Source organism: Streptomyces sp. NPDC091416, from assembly GCF_044756845.1.
In the GTDB taxonomy this organism is placed as follows: domain Bacteria; phylum Actinomycetota; class Actinomycetes; order Streptomycetales; family Streptomycetaceae; genus Streptomyces.
Genome location: NZ_JBIVTU010000012.1, coordinates 1 through 17,761 on the forward strand (window position 1 = coordinate 1; position 17,761 = coordinate 17,761).

Annotated in this window: 13 protein-coding genes; 2 read left to right on the forward strand and 11 right to left on the reverse strand. The window is 72.6% G+C overall.

The features are described from left to right. Positions 1 to 332: 332 nt before the first annotated feature. Positions 333 to 1,340, reverse strand: coding sequence for a stage II sporulation protein M (locus ACIQMX_RS30310; protein WP_402482829.1), 1,008 nt, complete (start codon positions 1,338 to 1,340; stop codon positions 333 to 335). A gap of 119 nt (positions 1,341 to 1,459) precedes the next feature. Here ACIQMX_RS30310 and ACIQMX_RS30315 point away from each other — a divergent pair, with 119 nt between their 5' ends. Next, a complete protein-coding gene (locus ACIQMX_RS30315) occupies positions 1,460 to 2,395 on the forward strand; it encodes an RDD family protein (protein WP_402482832.1) in 936 nt (311 codons plus the stop codon). A gap of 17 nt (positions 2,396 to 2,412) precedes the next feature. Here the strand turns inward: ACIQMX_RS30315 and ACIQMX_RS30320 are convergent, their stop codons facing one another. The 8 genes from ACIQMX_RS30320 to ACIQMX_RS30355 all read right to left on the reverse strand — a co-directional run bounded on the left by ACIQMX_RS30320 (position 2,413) and on the right by ACIQMX_RS30355 (position 11,174). Continuing rightward, on the reverse strand, positions 2,413 to 3,024 hold the full coding sequence (locus ACIQMX_RS30320; protein ID WP_363067616.1) for a hypothetical protein: 612 nt from the start codon (positions 3,022 to 3,024) through the stop codon (positions 2,413 to 2,415). 213 nt (positions 3,025 to 3,237) lie between these two features. Further along, positions 3,238 to 4,695 (reverse strand): adenosylhomocysteinase, encoded by a 1,458-nt coding sequence (ahcY, locus tag ACIQMX_RS30325; RefSeq protein ID WP_363067614.1) that lies wholly within the window; start codon positions 4,693 to 4,695, stop codon positions 3,238 to 3,240. Positions 4,696 to 4,947: 252 nt separating this feature from the next. Beyond that, on the reverse strand, positions 4,948 to 5,982 hold the full coding sequence (locus ACIQMX_RS30330) for a cation diffusion facilitator family transporter (protein WP_363067612.1): 1,035 nt from the start codon (positions 5,980 to 5,982) through the stop codon (positions 4,948 to 4,950). Positions 5,983 to 6,070: 88 nt separating this feature from the next. Continuing rightward, positions 6,071 to 7,315, reverse strand: a complete 1,245-nt coding sequence (gene manA / locus ACIQMX_RS30335) for a mannose-6-phosphate isomerase, class I (protein WP_402482836.1) — start codon at positions 7,313 to 7,315, stop codon at positions 6,071 to 6,073. Positions 7,316 to 7,430: 115 nt separating this feature from the next. After that, positions 7,431 to 8,564: an SIS domain-containing protein gene (locus tag ACIQMX_RS30340; RefSeq protein WP_363067608.1), complete on the reverse strand. Its 1,134-nt coding sequence runs from the start codon at positions 8,562 to 8,564 to the stop codon at positions 7,431 to 7,433. 63 nt (positions 8,565 to 8,627) lie between these two features. Then, positions 8,628 to 8,810, reverse strand: a complete 183-nt coding sequence (locus tag ACIQMX_RS30345) for a Trm112 family protein (RefSeq protein ID WP_363067606.1) — start codon at positions 8,808 to 8,810, stop codon at positions 8,628 to 8,630. 532 nt (positions 8,811 to 9,342) lie between these two features. After that, entirely contained in the window at positions 9,343 to 10,716 is a 1,374-nt protein-coding gene (locus ACIQMX_RS30350; protein WP_402482841.1) for a phosphomannomutase/phosphoglucomutase, read from the reverse strand. Positions 10,717 to 10,796: 80 nt separating this feature from the next. Next, the gene (locus ACIQMX_RS30355) at positions 10,797 to 11,174 is read right to left on the reverse strand and encodes a DUF3499 domain-containing protein (protein ID WP_402482844.1); all 378 of its coding nucleotides are present in this window, start codon (positions 11,172 to 11,174) and stop codon (positions 10,797 to 10,799) included. 323 nt (positions 11,175 to 11,497) lie between these two features. Here ACIQMX_RS30355 and ACIQMX_RS30360 point away from each other — a divergent pair, with 323 nt between their 5' ends. Further along, positions 11,498 to 11,926, forward strand: coding sequence for a metallopeptidase family protein (locus tag ACIQMX_RS30360; RefSeq protein ID WP_363067601.1), 429 nt, complete (start codon positions 11,498 to 11,500; stop codon positions 11,924 to 11,926). A 127-nt stretch (positions 11,927 to 12,053) separates the two neighbouring features. On the opposite strand, the gene ACIQMX_RS30365 is transcribed toward ACIQMX_RS30360, so the two are convergent. Together ACIQMX_RS30365 and ACIQMX_RS30370 are read right to left on the reverse strand one after the other, a co-directional pair. Further along, entirely contained in the window at positions 12,054 to 13,568 is a 1,515-nt protein-coding gene (locus ACIQMX_RS30365) for a DUF5719 family protein (RefSeq protein ID WP_363067599.1), read from the reverse strand. Then, positions 13,565 to 17,515, reverse strand: a complete 3,951-nt coding sequence (locus ACIQMX_RS30370) for a glycosyltransferase (protein WP_402482848.1) — start codon at positions 17,513 to 17,515, stop codon at positions 13,565 to 13,567. Before ACIQMX_RS30370 ends, ACIQMX_RS30365 begins: the two co-directional genes overlap by 4 nt. Between the last annotated feature and the right edge of the window lie 246 nt (positions 17,516 to 17,761).

Sequence of the window (17,761 nt, forward strand, 5' to 3'; positions counted from 1 at the left end):
CTTTCCAGCGGTTTCAACCTTACCAGAACCCGTGCGTACCGTTTCCGGTCCGAATTTGAATTCCGATGGCCGTTGAAGTGGCCTTGCCTTTCGGCTGATTCGACTTTATCAGAAGCAAAAATGCCGAGCTAATCGGCTTCTTGTTCCGGAGAGTGGGAATCAAATGGCTCTGCGGAAATTGAATTTCCGTTGAGAGCGAGGCAAACCTAACCGTTGGGCTCGGACTTGTCCAGTCCGAGGCAACCGTTCAAATCTACCTCCCCCAGTCCCCCGCGTCAACGGGTTCCTTTGGGGCTTGAGGAGACTAGCAGGTCAGCAGGACCGCTCGCACATCAGGCGGCCACCGGTAGCTCCGCGCTTCGCTCTCCCGCAGCGACGTCGCCTGCGTCGCCCGCTCGGGCCGCCCGGCCGCCCAAGAGGTAGACGTAAGCGAGGAAGGCCAGCTCAGCGGCGATTCCGATGGCGATGCGTGCCCAGGTGGGAAGGCCTGAAGGGGTGACGAAGCCTTCGATGACACCTGACACGAACAGGACGAGGGCAAGCCCGATGGCCATGCCGATGGCTGCCCGGCCCTGTTGGGCCAGGGCAGTACGCCGGGTGTGCGGGCCGGGATCGATGACCGTCCAGCCCAGGCGGAGGCCGGTTCCGGCCGCGACGAAGACGGCCGTGAGTTCCAGCAGTCCGTGGGGAAGGATCAGGCCGAGGAAGGTGTCGAGCCGGCCCGCAGAGGACATCAGGCCGATGCCCACCGCGAGGTTGAGCACGTTGACGAAAAGGATCCAGATCACCGGGACGCAGAGGAACGCGCCGAGCACCAGGCACATGGCGGCGGCCTGGGCGTTGTTCGTCCAGACCTGGGCGGCGAAGGAGGCCGCGGGGTGGCTGGAGTAGTACGTCTCGTACTCGCCTCCCGGGCTGGTCAGGCGGCGGAGGTCCTCCGGCGCCGCGATGGCGGCCTGGACCTCCGGATGGGTACCGATCCACCAGCCCATCAGTGCTGCCAGCAGCGCCGAGAGGACGGCGGTGGGTATCCACCAGTGCCTTGAGCGGTAGACCGCTGCGGGGAACCCCGCCGTCAGGAAGTTGACGGCGTCGCGCCAGGAGGCACGACGGGTGCCGGTCACTGTGGCCCGGGCCCGGGCCACCAGCTGCGTCAGGCGTGCGGTGAGCAGCGGGTCGGGGGCACTGGACTGGATCAGGGAGAGATGGGTGGCCGTGCGCTGGTAGAGGTCGACGAGTTCATCGGCCTCCGCTCCCGTGAGTTTGCGCCCGCGGTGCAGGAGGTGGTCCAGACGGTCCCACTCGATGCGGTGGGTGTTGACGAAGACGTCGAGGTCCATGGTCGGCTGCTGCTCCTGGCAGGGGTGCGTACGGGTCCGTACAACTGCGGCGCGTTGCGGGTCAGCTTGGCAGACTGTGGCCCCGAGGGGCAGGGATGGTCGGCGAAGGGCGGGCGGCAATGAGTGAGCTGGTGACCGGGGACGCGGTCGTGCTGGGGCTGCGGCCGGCGAAACTGCCGAGCCGTGCGCTGGCTCTCGTCATCGATCTGGTGGCGGTGGGGACGGTGTTCGTACTGGTGTCGATCGGGCTGGCCATCGCGACGGTCACGCTCGACGAAGCGGCCCTGGCGGCAGTGGCCGTCGCGACCTTTCTGCTGGTGCTGGTGGGGGTGCCTGTCGCTGTGGAGACGTTCACCCACGGCCGTTCGCTGGGCAAGCTCGCGTGCGGGCTTCGTGTGGTGCGGGACGACGGCGGGCCCATCCGGTTCCGGCATGCGCTGGTGCGCGGGGCAATGGGCGTGGTGGAGATTCTCGCGACGCTCGGTGCGGTCGCGGCCATCGCCTCGCTGGTCTCGGCGCGTGGCCGGCGGCTCGGAGACGTCTTCGCGGGGACGCTCGTCGTACGGGAACGGGTACCGGCGGGCAGGGCCGCGGCCGTTCCGCCGCCGCCTCCCTGGCTCGTCGGGCGGTTCGCCGGACTGGACCTGTCGGCGGTCCCGGACGACCTGTGGCTTGCCGTACGGCAGTACCTGACGCGGATGCACCAACTGGATGCCGCCGTGGGGCGTGCCATGTCGGAGCGGCTGGCCGGTGAGCTCGCTGCCAGGACCGGGGTGCCGGTCCCGGCGGAGGTGCCTGCCGCCGCGTTCCTGGCTGCCGTCGTGAACGAACGTCAGACGCGTGAGGCACGCCGGGCGTTCGCGGCAGCACCTGCTGCGGCGCCTCTGCCCCACCCGGTTCCTCAGCCTCACCCGGCCTCCGTGCCCCACTACGCTCCCCCGGCTCATCCCGCGCCGGTCACGCCTGTCCGGCCCGGCGGGCGGGACGGTGCGGCAGCGGATCCCGGGGCGGATGTGGTGCGGCCGCCCGCGGGCGGCTTCGCTCCGCCCGCGTAGGGATCCGACCGGCAGGCCTACCGGTCCGAGGGCGGGGACTCCAGCTCTTCGAGCTCGATGCCCGGGGCCGAGAGGACGACGTCGCCGGCGATGTGGACGGTGTGCTGTTCACCGGTGTCCAGGGCGCTGACCTGGTACGCGTCCACAGTCAGCGGCCCGTTGTCAGTGGGGTGCGCTTCACTGTTCACCAGGGCCCAGGACTGGTCGACGGTACGGGGGGCGAGCACCGGGTCCGTGAAGGTGACGAGGCGGACCCGGGTGGCCGGAGAAGTGGGGGTGAGACGCAGCAGCCGTGCGGTGGCGATGAGGAACGCGGGGGACGTGCCGCTGAAGCCGTGGGCGCGGACATTGCCTTCGGTGGCGTGGGTGCCGCTCGGGTCGGTGCGCACCCAGGTGACACCTTCGAGGGCTGCGCCGCGGACCTGCCAGCTCGCGGCATGGAGTTCGAGGCGAATGGGGCGGCCGAGCTCGTCGAGGGTGAGGTCGACGGATCCGAGGTGATCGCCGGACGGGGCGGTCGTCCGGGCGACGTAGCGCCAGCCCGAGGGGCCCGGTGCGCAGTGGAAGTGTTCTTCACCGAGGGGGGTGTGGTCGTGGAGATCGTGGAGCGAATATCGGCCGCGTGGCATGGGGTCCTTCGGGTTCCTCGGGCTGTGCGGGTGCGGTACGGCGCAGGCCCCCGACACGGGGGTGCGGGGGCCTGCGTTCGTAGCTGCTGCTGAGTCACCGGGTCTGCGGACGCGCGCGCGTCCGCAGACGATGCGGGGTCTGCCGGTGGCCGGTCCTCATCGACGGGCGGTGAGGTGCCCGGTCACCGGCGGGCCTTCGCGGGTGGTGAGGTCTCAGTACCGGTAGTGGTCGGACTTGTACGGTCCCTCGACCTCGACACCGATGTAGGCGGCCTGCTCGGGGCGGAGCGTCGTGAGCTTCACGCCGAGCGCGGCGAGGTGGAGGCGGGCGACCTTCTCGTCGAGGTGCTTGGGCAGCACGTAGACGTCGGTCGGGTACTCCTCGGGCTTGGTGAACAGCTCGATCTGGGCCAGGGTCTGGTCCGCGAACGAGTTGGACATCACGAACGACGGGTGACCGGTCGCGTTGCCCAGGTTCAGCAGGCGGCCCTCGGACAGCACGATGAGGACCTTGCCGTCGGGGAACGTCCAGGTGTGGACCTGCGGCTTGACCTCGTCCTTGACGATGCCGTCGATCTTCGCCAGGCCGGCCATGTCGATCTCGTTGTCGAAGTGGCCGATGTTCCCGACGATGGCCTGGTGCTTCATCCGGGCCATGTCGGCGGCCATGATGATGTCCTTGTTGCCCGTCGTGGTGACGAAGATGTCGGCCTGCTCGACGACGTCGTCGAGGGTGGCGACCTGATAGCCGTCCATCGCCGCCTGCAGGGCGCAGATCGGGTCGATCTCGGTGATGATCACTCGGGCGCCCTGGCCCCGCAGGGACTCCGCGCAGCCCTTGCCCACGTCGCCGTAACCGCAGACGACGGCGGTCTTGCCGCCGATCAGGACGTCGGTGGCACGGTTGATGCCGTCGATCAGCGAGTGGCGGCAGCCGTACTTGTTGTCGAACTTCGACTTGGTGACCGCGTCGTTGACGTTGATCGCCGGGAACAGGAGGGTGCCGTCACGGTGCATCTCGTACAGCCGGTGCACACCGGTCGTGGTCTCCTCCGTGACGCCACGGATCTCGGAGGAAAGCTGGGTCCACTTCTGCGGGGACTCGCCCAGCGTGCGGTTCAGCAGGGTGAGGATGTACGCGTACTCCTCGCTGTCCGCGGTCGACGGGTCCGGCGCCGCGCCCGCCTTCTCGAACTCCACGCCCTTGTGGACGAGGAGGGTGGCGTCACCACCGTCGTCGAGGATCATGTTCGGGCCGCCGGTGGGGGTGTTCGGCCAGGTCAGCGCCTGCTCCGTGCACCACCAGTACTCCTCCAGCGACTCGCCCTTCCAGGCGAAGACCGGGACACCCGCGGGGGCGTCCGGGGTGCCGTTCGGGCCCACCGCGATCGCCGCGGCGGCGTGGTCCTGCGTGGAGAAGATGTTGCAGGAGGCCCAGCGGACCTCCGCACCGAGCGCGACCAGGGTCTCGATCAGCACAGCCGTCTGCACGGTCATGTGCAGCGAACCGGTGATCCGGGCGCCGGCCAGCGGCTGCGCGGCGGCGTACTCCTTGCGGATCGACATCAGGCCGGGCATCTCGTGCTCGGCCAGGGTGATCTCCTTGCGGCCGAAGGCTGCGAGGGAGAGGTCGGCGACCTTGAAGTCCTGTCGATTGGCGACCGTCGTCATAACGGGCTGCTCCTCGTGATGGGTCGAGGGTGGGTAGGGCGGCTCTGCGGGACGCACGGGGCACACGAATGCCCGGGCGGTTCCGCAGCGCAGTCCGTCGGAGGCCCTCTCTCCCTCGGCCGGTCCGGCGTACGGACCGATCGACCGCCATCAGCAGCGACGTCTGACACTGTCTTCGAATCTACACCGAACGGCCCAGCCGCTCCCAGTCCACCGGGTCCGGAAGCGGCCTCGTCGGCGTATCGGAGGCGGTCAGTGACCGGATTCCGTCGGGTCGGCCGGGGTGTCGGGGGCGTCGCCCGGGGTGCCGTCGGCCGTCGGACCGGCCGGTGTTCCGCCCAGCGCCTTGGCCGGGTTGACGCCGGCCGCGGCCGCCGCCGCGTTGTAGATGTCCGGCTCCAGGTAGATGACACGCGCGATCGGCACGGCCTCGCGGATGCGGGACTCCGCGGCGTTGATGGCGTTGGCGACCTCCGTGGCGGTGTCGTCGTGCTGCACCGCGATCTTGGCGGCGACCAGGAGTTCCTCGGGGCCGAGGTGGAGCGTACGCATGTGGATGACGCCGGTGACGGTGTGGCCGTCGACGACCGCTTCCTTGATCTTGTCGACCTGGTCGGTTCCGGCGGCCTCACCGAGCAGCAGGGACTTGGTCTCGGCCGCCAGGACGATCGCGATGACGATCAGCAGGATGCCGATGCACAGGGTGCCGATGCCGTCCCACACGCCGTTGCCGGTGCCGAGGGCCAGGCCGACACCGGCGAGCGCGAGGATGAGGCCGATGAGCGCGCCGAGGTCCTCCAGCAGGACGACGGGGAGTTCGGGAGCCTTCGCGCGGCGGACGAACTGGGTCCAGGAGAGCGAGCCCCGGGTCTGGTTGGACTCCTTGATCGCCGTACGGAAGGAGAAGCCCTCGGCGATGATCGCGAAGACCAGGACACCCACCGGCCAGTACCAGGCCTCGATCGCGTGCGGGTGCTTGATCTTCTCGTAGCCCTCGTACACCGCGAACATGCCACCGACCGAGAACAGGACGATGGAGACGAGGAAGGCGTAGATGTAGCGCTCGCGCCCGTATCCGAAGGGGTGCTGGGGGGTGGCTTCGCGCTGGGCCTTCTTGCCGCCGAGCAGCAGCAGTCCCTGGTTGCCCGAGTCGGCGAGCGAGTGGACGCTCTCCGCGAGCATCGACGACGAGCCACTGAACAGGAACGCCACGAATTTGGCCACTGCGATCGCGAGGTTGGCGGCAAGTGCCGCCACGATCGCCTTGGTTCCGCCTGACGCACTCATGGGTGCCTGGTGTCCCTTCGTCGGTGCTGCGGCTCCGGCGGCCGCGGTACGGCCGGACATTGTTGCAGCCGCTGATGCGGACGGTACGTCAGGCCACCACAGTGGCACGGAACACTGTGCCCGTTCCGGACACTTCGGCCTTCTCGCCGGCCGGCACGAAGACCGATTCGCCCGGTCCGAGGCCGATCTCGCCCGCCTTCGGCGCACCCGCCGTGCAGAGCAGGATCTGGGGCGTGGCCGCGGTGAGGTCCACCGGGGCCGCACCCGGTGAGAGGTCGAAGCGGGAAAGCCTGAACTCGTCGACCGGCGTCTCGTACAGCTCCTCACCCGACGGGGACGCCTCGGGCCGCAGGATCCCCGGTTCGGTCGCCTCGAAGCGGACGATGCGCAGGAGCTCGGGTACGTCGATGTGCTTGGGCGTCAGCCCGCAGCGCAGCACGTTGTCCGAGTTGGCCATGATCTCGACGCCGAGGCCTTCGAGGTAGGCGTGCGGAACACCGGCGCCGAGGTACAGGGCCTCTCCGGGCTGGAGTTGTACGTAGTTCAGCAGCATGGCCGCGATGACACCGGCGTCGCCGGGGAAGTGGTGGGCGATGCGGGCGTACGGCGCGTAGGCGCCGCCGATCCGCTCGGCGGCGGCCGCCGCGGCCGCGACCGTCTCGGCCATCTGCGCCGGGTCCGCGGTGAGGATCGCGGTGAGGACCTCGCGCAGGGCGGCCTCTTCCGGGTGGGCGCGCAGCAGATCGGCGTACGGCTTGAGGGTGTCGACGCCCAGGCCCTCCAGCACCTCGGCCGCCTCGACGGGACGGCGGAAGCCGCACAGGCCGTCGAAGGGGGTCAGGGCGCAGATCAGTTCGGGCTTGTGGTTGGCGTCCTTGTACGTGCGGTGGGGGGCGTCGACCGGAACGGACCGGCGCTCCTCGTCCGCGTAGCCCCGCTGCGCCTGGGCGAGGTCGGGGTGGACCTGGAGGGAGAGCGGGGCTCCGGCGGCGAGCAGCTTGAGGAGGAAGGGAAGGCGGGGGCCGAACTTGTCGACGGCCGGCCGGCCGAGTTCTCCGGCCGGGTCGGCGGCGATGACGTCGGTGAGCGCTTGTTCGCCGGAGGGCGACGACGACGCGGGGGGCGTCGCGGCGGGTGTCGCGGCGGGCGTCGCGGGGGCAGCGGATGCTTCGGCCGCGGAACCGGTCCGGGTTATCCGGGAAGGGGCTCCGGGATGGGCGCCCATCCACATCTCCGCCTGCGGCTCGCCTGTGGGGGCGACACCCAGCAGGGCCGGAATGAGGGTGGTGGAGCCCCAGGCGTACGGGCGGACGGTGTTGGAGAGCCGGTCCATGGAATTCGTCCTCGTGCTGTGTGGGATGCGTGGGTCATGACGGTCGGTGTGGGCCCCGCCCGGACGCGGAGTGGTCGTGGGGCGGGGCGCCGCGCGGCCTCGGGTGTCACATGGTTCAGCCGCGGGCCGAGGCGAGAGCCACGTAGACGGCGGCGAAGTCGGTGACCGCGAGGAGTTCGGCGAGGGCTTCGAGCCTGGTGCCCTCCTCCGGTTCCAGTTCGCTGATCGCCGTGTCGTGGCCCAGGGCGAGCTCACGGGCCGCGGGGGCCGCGCTCAGGCCGCCGGTGGGCCGGTCGCGGAGCAGGACGACGCGGGCGTGGAGGGGTTCGGACTCCTCGACCCGGTCGCGGAAGAAGTCGTCGGGGTCGGCCCCGGCCGCGAAGGCACCGGCCAGCAGGCCGCCATGGGCGGGCAGTGCCTCGGGGAGTTCGGCCGCCAGGGCCGGGCGGCCGGAGAGCTCGGCCAGGACCGCGGCGAAGCGGCGTCCGACCGGGCCCGCGGCGTCGCCCTCCGTCCAGATGAGCGGCAGGCTGTCCGCGAGTTCGGCGGCCAGGGTCTTGGCCGGGTTGCTGTACGTGGCGATCGCCGGTCCGCAGCGCTCCGCCGTGCGGTCCAGGCGGTCGGCGACGCCCTGGAGCGCCTCGGCGGGCGCGGTGACCAGGCCGACGCGGTCGAGCAGCGCGAGCAGCGGGGTGAACAGGGCCCAGAGGGTGCCGGGGCCCGCGGCCGAGGTCTCGGCGTCGTACTCGCCGTGCGGGGCGGAGGCCATCGGCACGACGAGGCCGTGCACGCCGTCGACCGCTTCGCGCAGGGGTGACTGCCGGGGCGCCACGGCCACGACGGTGCAGCCGCGGCGGTACGCCTGTTCGGCGAGGAGGGCGAGGCCCGGCTCGGAGCCGTCCGCCGTGACGACGAGGAGCAGGTCGACGGAGCCGGCCCAGCCGGGCAGCGTCCACCGCATCGCGCCCGCGGCGGGTGCGACGCCGGTGGGGTGGATACGCGTGACCGGGGCGGAGGCGCCGGCCAGTGCGCCGATGAGGTCGGCGACGCCGGAAGCGGCGGTGCCGGAGCCCGCGACCAGGACGGCGCGTGGGCGGCCCTCCGGGTTCAGCGCGGTGATCCCGGCCTCCGTCGCGTGCCGGGCGGCGGTACGGACTCTGGCCCCGGCCTCGGCGGCGCCGCGGAGCAGGCCGCGGCGGTCGGCTCGGGCCAGGGCTTCCGGGGCGTCGAGCAACGACTCGTCGAGCATGGGGACGGTCCTCCGATCACGTGCCGATCACCGGGCGGGGTGCGGGGCTGGTGTGGGGCCCGGTTACGCGGGGCGGCGGGCCTCGTCGACGAGAAGGACGGGGATGCCGTCCCGTACGGGGTAGGCCAGGCCGCAGTCCGTGCCGGTGCAGAGCAGCTCGGGGCTGTCGGCCGCCGACCGGTCGTCGAGGGGGGAGTGGCAGGCCGGGCAGGCCAGGATCTCCAGGAGGCCGGCTTCGAGCGGCATGGGTGGGTGTCCCTTCGGGCGGACGGGCGGGGTGCGGTGGTGCGGTGCGGGTGGTGTGGTGCGGGTGGTGTGGTGCGGGTGCCGGGTGTACCGGGGTGTTCAGTTGATCTTGTTCGTGCCTCGCGGACGGGCGAGGTCAGCCTACCGCCGGGGTGGCGGGGGCGCGGCCCGGCCGGGCCGCGTGAGCGGTGGGTTCGGAGGGGGTGGGCGAGGTGGTGGCCGGAGGGTGCGCCTGCGGCGGGCCTCTTCCCCTCCCCGCCCCTTCCCGTAACCGGGGGCTCCGCCCCCGGACCCCCGCGCCTCAAACGCCGGCGGGGCTGGGTGTGGGGCCCTGCCCCGGACCCCGCTCCTCAAGCGCCGGAGGGGCTGGAAATACGGGGCGGAGCCGGAAGCACGCTGGGGGCCGGCAGTACGCGCGGCGGAGCCGGCAGCACGCGGGGAAGCCGACAGCACGGGGACCGGTCTGGAAGTAGGCAGGGCGGAGCCGGATGTACCCGGGGCCGGGATGGGCGGGGGGGGGGTGGGCCGGGGGTCAGTGGGGAAGCCTGCGGATCAGGGTCAGGACCTCGTCGCGTACCGCCGTCATCGTCTCCTCGTCGCCGGCCTCGACGTTCAGGCGCAGCAACGGTTCCGTGTTCGACGGGCGGAGGTTGAACCACCAGTCCGGCGAGGTGACCGTGAGGCCGTCCAGGTCGTCGGTGGTCACGTTCTCGCGGGTGGCGAAGGCGCTTCGGACGTCTGCCGTACGGGCCTGCTGGTCGTCGACCGTGGAGTTGATCTCGCCCGAGTCGGTGTAGCGGTCGTACTGGGCCACCAGCGCAGAGAGGGGCTCCTCCTGGCCGCCGAGGGCGGCCAGTACGTGGAGGGCGGCGAGCATGCCCGTATCGGCGTTCCAGAAGTCGCGGAAGTAGTAGTGCGCCGAGTGCTCGCCGCCGAAGATCGCGTTGTGTGCGGCCATCTCCGCCTTGATGAAGGAGTGGCCGACCCGCGTGCGGACGGGGGTGCCGCCGTGCTCGCGTACGACCTCCGGGACCGAGAGGGAGGAGATCAGGTTGTGGATGACCGTGCCCCGGCCGCCGTTGCGGGCCAGTTCGCGGGCCGCGACCAGGGCGGTGATCGCCGACGGGGAGACGCCCTCGCCGCGCTCGTCCACGACGAAGCAGCGGTCCGCGTCGCCGTCGAAGGCCAGTCCGAGGTCGGCGCCCTCGGCCACCACCCGGGCCCGGAGGTCGACGATGTTCGCGGGGTCGAGCGGGTTGGCCTCGTGGTTCGGGAACGTACCGTCCAGCTCGAAGTACATCGGGACGAGTTCCAGCCGCAGGCCCCCGAAGACCGTCGGGACCGTGTGGCCGCCCATCCCGTTGCCCGCGTCCACGACCACCTTGAGGGGGCGGATCCCGGACAGGTCGACGAGGGAGAGCAGGTGGGCGGCGTAGTCGGCGAGCGTCTCGCGTGCGGTGACCGTGCCGGGAGCGGCGGCCGGTCCGGGCGCGCCGGTCTCCGACCACTTCTCGACCAGGGTGCGGATCTCGGCGAGTCCGGTGTCCTGGCCCACCGGGGCCGCGCCCGCCCGGCACATCTTGATGCCGTTGTAGCGCGCCGGGTTGTGCGAGGCCGTGAACATCGCGCCCGGCAGGTCCAGCGCCCCCGACGCGTAGTACAGCTGGTCCGTCGAGCAGAGGCCGATCATGGTGACGTCGGCTCCACGGGCCGCCGCGCCCCGGGCGAAGGCTCCCGACAGGGCGGGGGACGTGGGGCGCATGTCATGGCCGATGACGATCGCGTCCGCGGCGGTCACCTCGACGAACGCCGCCCCGAACAGCTCGGCCATCGCCTCGTCCCACTGGTCGGGCACGACTCCGCGCACGTCGTAGGCCTTCACGAGCTGCGACAGATCTGCGGTCACGGGCCGGTCCTCCTGAGGTTTCTTCGGACCGCCAAACTACCCGGCGGCCCGGAACGCCTCACGCTCCGGGCGGTGGCCTCTCAGGAGTCGGGTGAGCGCAGCACCCGCAGGTGGCCCCTGCGGCCGACCTCCATCGGGTCGGCGGTACGCGGGCCGCCGCCCCTGGTGCCGTCGGCGCGGTCCTGGGGACGCGCGGCCTCCCGTACGGCGTTGGCCAGCGCTTCGAGGTCGTCACCGCTGGGCCGGGCGGGCGCGGAGGGGTCGGCGAGCCGGACGACCTCCCAGCCGCGGGGCGCGGTCAGGCGCTCGCTGTGCTCGGCACAGAGGTCGTAGCAATGGGGCTCGGCGTAGGTGGCGAGCGGGCCGAGGACCGCAGTCGAGTCGGCATAGACGTACGTCAGTGTCGCGACGGCAGGGCGGCCGCACGCGGTGCGCGAACAGCGACGTACAGGGCTCACGATGTTGGACGGTACCGCACTCTTGAGCGGGCTGCGACGACTCTCCCCCGGCTCACCCCACCGTGTCGCCCCGTGAGCCCGGGCACGGGCTCTTCCCGGGCAACTCCCCTGACCTGCACGGGAGGAGAGGCGTCCAGGTCATGACGGCAACGATTCCCGTCACCACTTGGCGCAAAACCTGTCATACGGCAGGGAATCAGCGATCGCCGGCTGGGCCGGAAACGCGCCATCCCATGGCCGGATCGGTCGGGAACGGACAGGCCGGTTTCCGCCCCGGTCGCCCTCGGGCCGCTCGTCCGCCGGAGGGTTACGCTGCGTCAGTGATGGACAGCTCTGTACCGCCCCACCCGTCCGAGCCCCGACCTCGGCGCCGAGACCGCCACGGCCGCGGCATGCGCGGCCCCGTCGCCCCTCCCCAGGTGCCGCTGTCGGTCAGCAGGGCGGACAGTTTCCGCGATCTGGTGCAGGACTCGGTGGAGCGGCTGGAGCGGCGCTGGCCGCAGCTGTCCGAGGTCGACTTCGTGGTCCTCGACGTGCCGGGAACCTCGGAGGAGACCGTGCCGCTGGGCAGCGCGTTGCCCGCGGAGAAGGACCGGCCGGCGCAGATCGTCATCTACCGGCGTCCCGTCGAGATCCGGACCAAGAACCGCGACGAGCGTGCGCTGCTGGTGCACGAGGTCGTGGTCGAGCAGGTCGCGGAGCTGCTCGGGCTCTCGCCCGAGTCGGTCGATCCCCGGTACGGGCAGGAGTAGGCGGAAGCGCGATGGCGGGCCGGGAAGCGGCCCGCCATCGCGGTGTCAGTCATTCAGCCGTGTCAGCCGTCCCGGGCCGTGTCAGTCGTCCCGGACGGTGCCGGCCCTCCCGGACCGCGTCACCGCGTCAGTCGTCCAGGACCGACAGGTCCTGTTCTGCCGCCGGTACCTCGACCGTTCCGCGGTCGTCGGACAGCGTCTGGACCGTGAACATCGGGATGCCGCCCATCGGGACCGTCAGCGTGCGGGCGGCGTGGACCGGGCCGCCCGACTGCGTCTCGACGGTCAGCGCGTACGTGCCCTTGAGCCCCGCCGGTACGGGCGGGACGACCGCGAGGGTCGTGCCGGCGGCGACCTGGTAGGTCTTGCTGACCGGGGTGCCGCCCTGGCTGCCCGCCGAAGCCGTGACCTTCACGGTGCCTGCGGCGCCCGGGGCCGTGAGCGAGAGGACCGACCCCTTCGCCCGGTTGTCGGCGACGGTCGCCTGCGCGCCCACCGGGCCTGTCGCCGGGATGTAGCCGACCTCCTGCTTGTCGCCCTTGCCGCGGACCACCCGCAGGGCGGCCACCACCGGGGTGGCCCTGCCGTCCCCGGTGGGGGTCAGGAGCAGGGAGCCGGGCTCGCCCCGGGTCAGGGCCTTCAGGTCGACGCCCACGGTCATCTGCGACTTCACGTGGAGTTCCTCGTGACCCACCGGTGAGATCGAGCCCGTCTTGCCGAGCAGTTTCACCGTGAGGTCGGCGTCGTCCTCGCCGGGGGCGAAGGCCACCAGCCGCACCGAGGTCGCGTCCGCCGGGATGCCGGGCAGGACGACGGCGCCCGTCGGCTCGGTGGAGGCGGCGAGCCAGTCGCTGCCGGCCTTGTCGTCCGCGGTCCTGACGACCGCCCCGACGCGTCCGCTCCGGGTGGTGACGTGGACGGTCACATCGTCGTCGGCCTTGCTGGTCAGCGTCGAGATGAGGACACGGACACCGGACCGGGCCGGCACCGTGATGTCCTCGCCCACGTCGGACTTGAGCGGGCCTTCCGGGCCGAACAGCTCGATGTCGGCGACGGCGGCGGTGTCGTCCGGGTTGGTGAGGTGGACGTAGTCCTCGCGGGACTTCGCCGTGCTCGCGGCCGGGAACCAGAAGTCGGTGTCGGGCACGGTGCAGCCGACCCCGAGCAGCCCGCGGGAGTCGCCCGCCTCGACGGTGGTGGTCTGCTGGGCGGTCCAGCCGGGGGCCAGCCGGCCCGTGGCGGTGCCGACGAGGGCGGGGGCGTCCGCGCCGGACACCTCTGCGGTGGCGGGCTTGCCGGGTTCCTTGAGGAGGACGACCGGCTTGTCCGGGTCCGCCTTTTCGGTCTTCTTGTCCTTGCTCTTCCCGGTGTCCTTGGCGGCCGTGGACAGGAGTTCGGCCGTACCGGCCGGTCCCGCGGCCGCGCCGCTCTTCGCCGCGGGCGTGAAGGAGGTGTACTCCGTCTCCGCGAGGTCGGACAGGCCGGGCGCCGGGCAGAGCAGGCTGGAGCGTTCGACGGGCAGCCGGGTGGCCGCCTTCGCCGTGGTCGTACCGCCGCCGTCCGGCGCGGTGACCGCGGCGAATCCGGTGACGGCGGCGAGGGCGACGGCCCCGGCGATGAGGGACAGGCTGGTGGACTTCACTCGGACTCGCCTCGCGATGCGTTACGGGTCGGCCACGGGTTCTGGCCCGGGGCCGGGTTCCCGTCGGGGTTCTCGTCGGGATTCTGCGGGTCGTACGCGCCCTGCTCGCCGTAGGCGCCCTGGGTGCCGTACTGGCCCGTGCCGTACTGACCGGCGTCGTACGGGGCGTTGCCGTACTGGCCGTCGGGGTCGTACTGACCGCTGTTGTCCTGCGGAAGGCTGCCGTACTGGCCCTGGGCGTACGGGGGGTACTCGCCCTGCTGCTGCTGTGGGTAGCCGTACGCGTCGTAGCCCGCGGCGCCCTCGGGCTGCTGCGGGGCGGCACCGTACTGGCCGTCCTGGTACTGGCCCTCCTGGTACTGGGGGTAGCCGGCGCCCTGGTACTGCTGGGCGTCCCACTCCCCGTACTGCTGCTGGGGCACCGCCGCGTACTGGCCGGTGTCGGCCTCGGCCTGCTGGGGGACGAAGGCCGTGTCGCCGTCGGCCTGCTGCGGGACCGCCGTGTACTGGCCCGTGTCGCCGTCGGCCTGCTGGGGGACGAAGGCGTCCTGGCCGGCTTCGAGCGGCTCCTGCCCGGTGGGCAGGCCGGTCTGCTGGGCGGGGAAGTGTTCCGCCCGCTCCCCCGCGGCCACGGGCTCGCCGGCGTCGAAGCTCTCGCCGTCGGTGCCCTCGCCCTCCGCCAGCGCGGCCGCTCGCAGCCTGCGGGCCCGGCGTCCCTCACCGGCGACCGGCTCGGCGGGGACCGGTGCGTCCTCCTCGGGCAGGTCGTCGTCGATCTCCCGGCGGCGGCCCGGCAGGGCCAGGACCAGGAGGACCACGGTGAGCGCGGCCTGGACCCAGATCCACACGGAGTGCGTGAAGGACGTCTCGTACGTGAGGTCCAGGCTGCCGCCCTCGGTGGGCAGCTCGAAGCCCTGCGCCCAGCCGTCGACGGTCTTGCGGGTCAGCGGCCGCCCGTCGAGCGTGGCCTGCCAGCCGGGGTCGGCGGCGTCGGCGATCCGCAGCACGCGTCCCGCGCCGCCCGCCGGGATGTCGGTGTGCGCCTCGACGGGCGCGGAGCCCACCGGGAGCTGCTCGTCGGCGGCGGACGACGGGACGATCATGATCCGGGCGACCTGGCGGTCCACCTGCCAGAGCGCGCTGCCGTCCAGCTGGCTGAGGCGCCGCAGGCCCGGGGTCGCGTCGAGGACCCGGCTCATCTGCTTCGGCGCCCCGTCCCGGACGAGGACGTAACGGATCGCGAAGCCGCGGAGCTGGCTGCCCTGGTCGGCGCCGGAGCCCGCGACGAGGTTGGCGACGACCTTGTCGAGGTGGCTGTTGCCCTCGCCCGCCGCGGCCAGTTCGGCGTCGCCCAGTCGCGCGCCGGAGCCGCGGACGAGGGTGTACGCGACGGAGCTGGGCGAGGTGCCGCCGAGCACCAGGGTGCGCGGCTGGTCCCGGGTGCCGCTCTCCTCGGCGACGAACGCGGGCACCTGCACCGGGTCGCGGCGCTCCAGCGGCCCCGCGGCGCCGCCGATCATCCAGCCGGCGGCGGCCAGTACGGGGGCCACCCCGGCGGCCAGCGCGATCAGGACTGCGACCGGCTGGCGCCAGCCGAAGCTGAGCTCGGCGACGCGGATGCGGGCGCCGTCCGCGCCGACCAGCGCGGCGGCGATGAGCGCGGCGCCGTAGACGAGGGTGGCGGGTCCCGCCCAGCCGGAGCCGTTGGCGAGCCCGGCGAAGGCCAGGGCCACCAGGGCGACGGCCCACGCGGTCCGGGCGGCGAACTGCCGCTCCCCGCGCAGCAGCGCGGCCAGGGCCGCGAGGACGATGCCGAGGAGCAGGACGCCACCGGCCGCCTTGGGACCGCCGGGGCTGATCCCGAGCAGGTCCAGCGCGGAGGCCGAGCCCGAACCGCCCTCCAGTCCCGCTTCCTTCAGGAAGGACGAGGGGCTCGCCAGGAGCGAGAGCGACCAGGGCGCCAGGACCAGCAGCGGGGTGCCGACCGCGGCGAGGAAGCGGAGACCGTAGGCCGTGATGTCGCTGCGGCGCAGTGCCAGCACGCCGATGCCGAGGACGACGGCGAGCGGCCAGACGATGGGGGTGAACGCCATCGCGAGGGTGAGCAGCAGGGTGTACGCCCAGGTGGCGCGCCAGCTGCCGCGGCTGTCACCGCCGCCGCTCCGCATGCCGTGCGCGGAGACGGCCGCGCGGGCGATCAGCGGAAGCAGGACGGCGAGGACGGCGGTGCCGAGGCGGCCGGTCGCCAGGGCGCCGGTCGCGGCGGGCAGGAAGGCGTACGCGACGCTGGCCCAGGCCCGCAGCAGCCGGGAGGGAAGCAGCGGGCGGGAGACGAAGTACGCGGTGAGTCCGGCGAGCGGGACCGAGCAGACCAGCAGCAGGGTGAGTGCGAAGCCGGTGGAGCCGAGGAACAGCGCGGACAGGGCCGAGATGACGGCCAGGTAGGGCGGTGCGGTCTGGGTGCCGCCGGTGCCGACGGTGTGCCATCCGTCGGCGTAGCGGCCCCACAGGTCGGAGACGTCGCCGGGCGCGGGCAGCAGGACGCCGCCGGCCAGCGCTCCGCCGCCGAGGAGGCTGCGGCAGGCGACGAGGGAGACGAGGAGCAGGAGGGCGAAGAGCACGGGGCCGGGTTTGCGCCCGACGCGCTTGAGCCTGGCGAACTGGTCGATCTCCAGGAAGTCGGCGTCGTCGCCGCCGGGGCCGGACTCGACGGCGCCGTGCCGGGAGCCGCTGGATTCGGTCTCCGCGCCGCCGCCGAAGTTCCCGGCGACCTGTTCGACGGTCGCGCGGACGGTGGCGCCGGGGGCGGGGAAGAGCCCGCGCAGCTCGGCCGGGTCGACGGCGCCCTTGCCGCGGTCGCGCCGGGCGGTGAGGATCCGGCCGGGGCGCAGCAGGGTGCCGAGGAGGCCGGTGACCTCGTCGAGTGCCTGGCCCGGCACCTTGCCGACGAGATAGGCGAGCGTACGCAGCAGAGTGCCGAGCACGAGCCGGAGCAGTACCCAGGGCAGCCGTTTGCCGGGGGCGTTGACGAGCATCGTGTAGACGGCGCCGGCCTTGTCGACGCGGTGCGGGCTGGAGACCGAGCGGCCCGCGCAGTCGATGGGGCGGCGTTCGCGGGCGGATGCCTCGGCGTGCCGCAGGACGGCGTCGGGGGCGATCAGCACCCGGTGTCCTGCCATGTGGGCGCGCCAGCACAGGTCGACGTCGTCGCGCATCAGGGGCAGCCTGCGGTCGAAGCCGCCGAGCTCCTCCCAGACGTCCCGGCGGATCAGCATGCCCGCGCTGGAGACGGACAGGACGGTGCGGACCTGGTCGTGCTGGCCCTGGTCCTGCTCGCGCCGGTCCAGGCCGGTCCAGCGGCGCCCGCTGTTGGCGATCGATACGCCGACTTCGAGGAGTTGCCGGCGGTCGTACCAGCCGCGGAGTTTGGGGCCGACGATCGCGGCGTGCTGGTCGTTGTCGACGACGCGCAGCATCTCGGCGAGGGTGTCGGGCTCGGGTGCGCAGTCGTCGTGGAGCAGCCAGAGCCACTGCACCGGTTCACCGTGCGGCAGGTCCGGCAGGTCGTAGGCGTCGTCGCGCCAGGACCTGGTGACGGGGTCCCAGCCGCTCGGCCGCTTCAGGTACGGCAGGTCGTCCGGGGTGAGGACGCCGGCGGTACGGCTCGCCTCGTCGACGGCCGTGCCGAAGCCCGTACGCCGCGCGAGGTGCAGGACGCGGTCGGCGCCGAGTGCCTCGGTGACCAGGCGCGCGGAGTCGTCGGCGCTGCCGGTGTCGGCGGCGACGACGTTCTGTACGGGGCGTTCCTGCCCGAGCAGCCCGGCGAGCACGTCGGGCAGCCAGCGTGCGCCGTCGTGGGAGACGAGCACGGCGGTGACGACGTGCCGGGGGAACTCTGGGGCGGCGGCAGCCGCGTACGGCGCCGTTGCTTGGCTGTGCACGGACATCGAGGTACGGGCCCTCCGGCCGGGTCCGGGGGACGTCCCCCGGGGGCTGCATCGGTGTACACGCGCGCCCTGTCGGGTCGTTGGCGCGTCTCGGACGGGGCCCCACACTAACGGTACGGATAACCGGGGTGGCGCGGAGCGGCTGAACGAGAGCGGCGGCACAGCGGTGGAGGGCGGTCGGCGCCCGGCGGCGGAAGGGTCCGGGTACGGCGATGGCCCGCCGCCTGCGGTCAGGTCGCAGGCGGC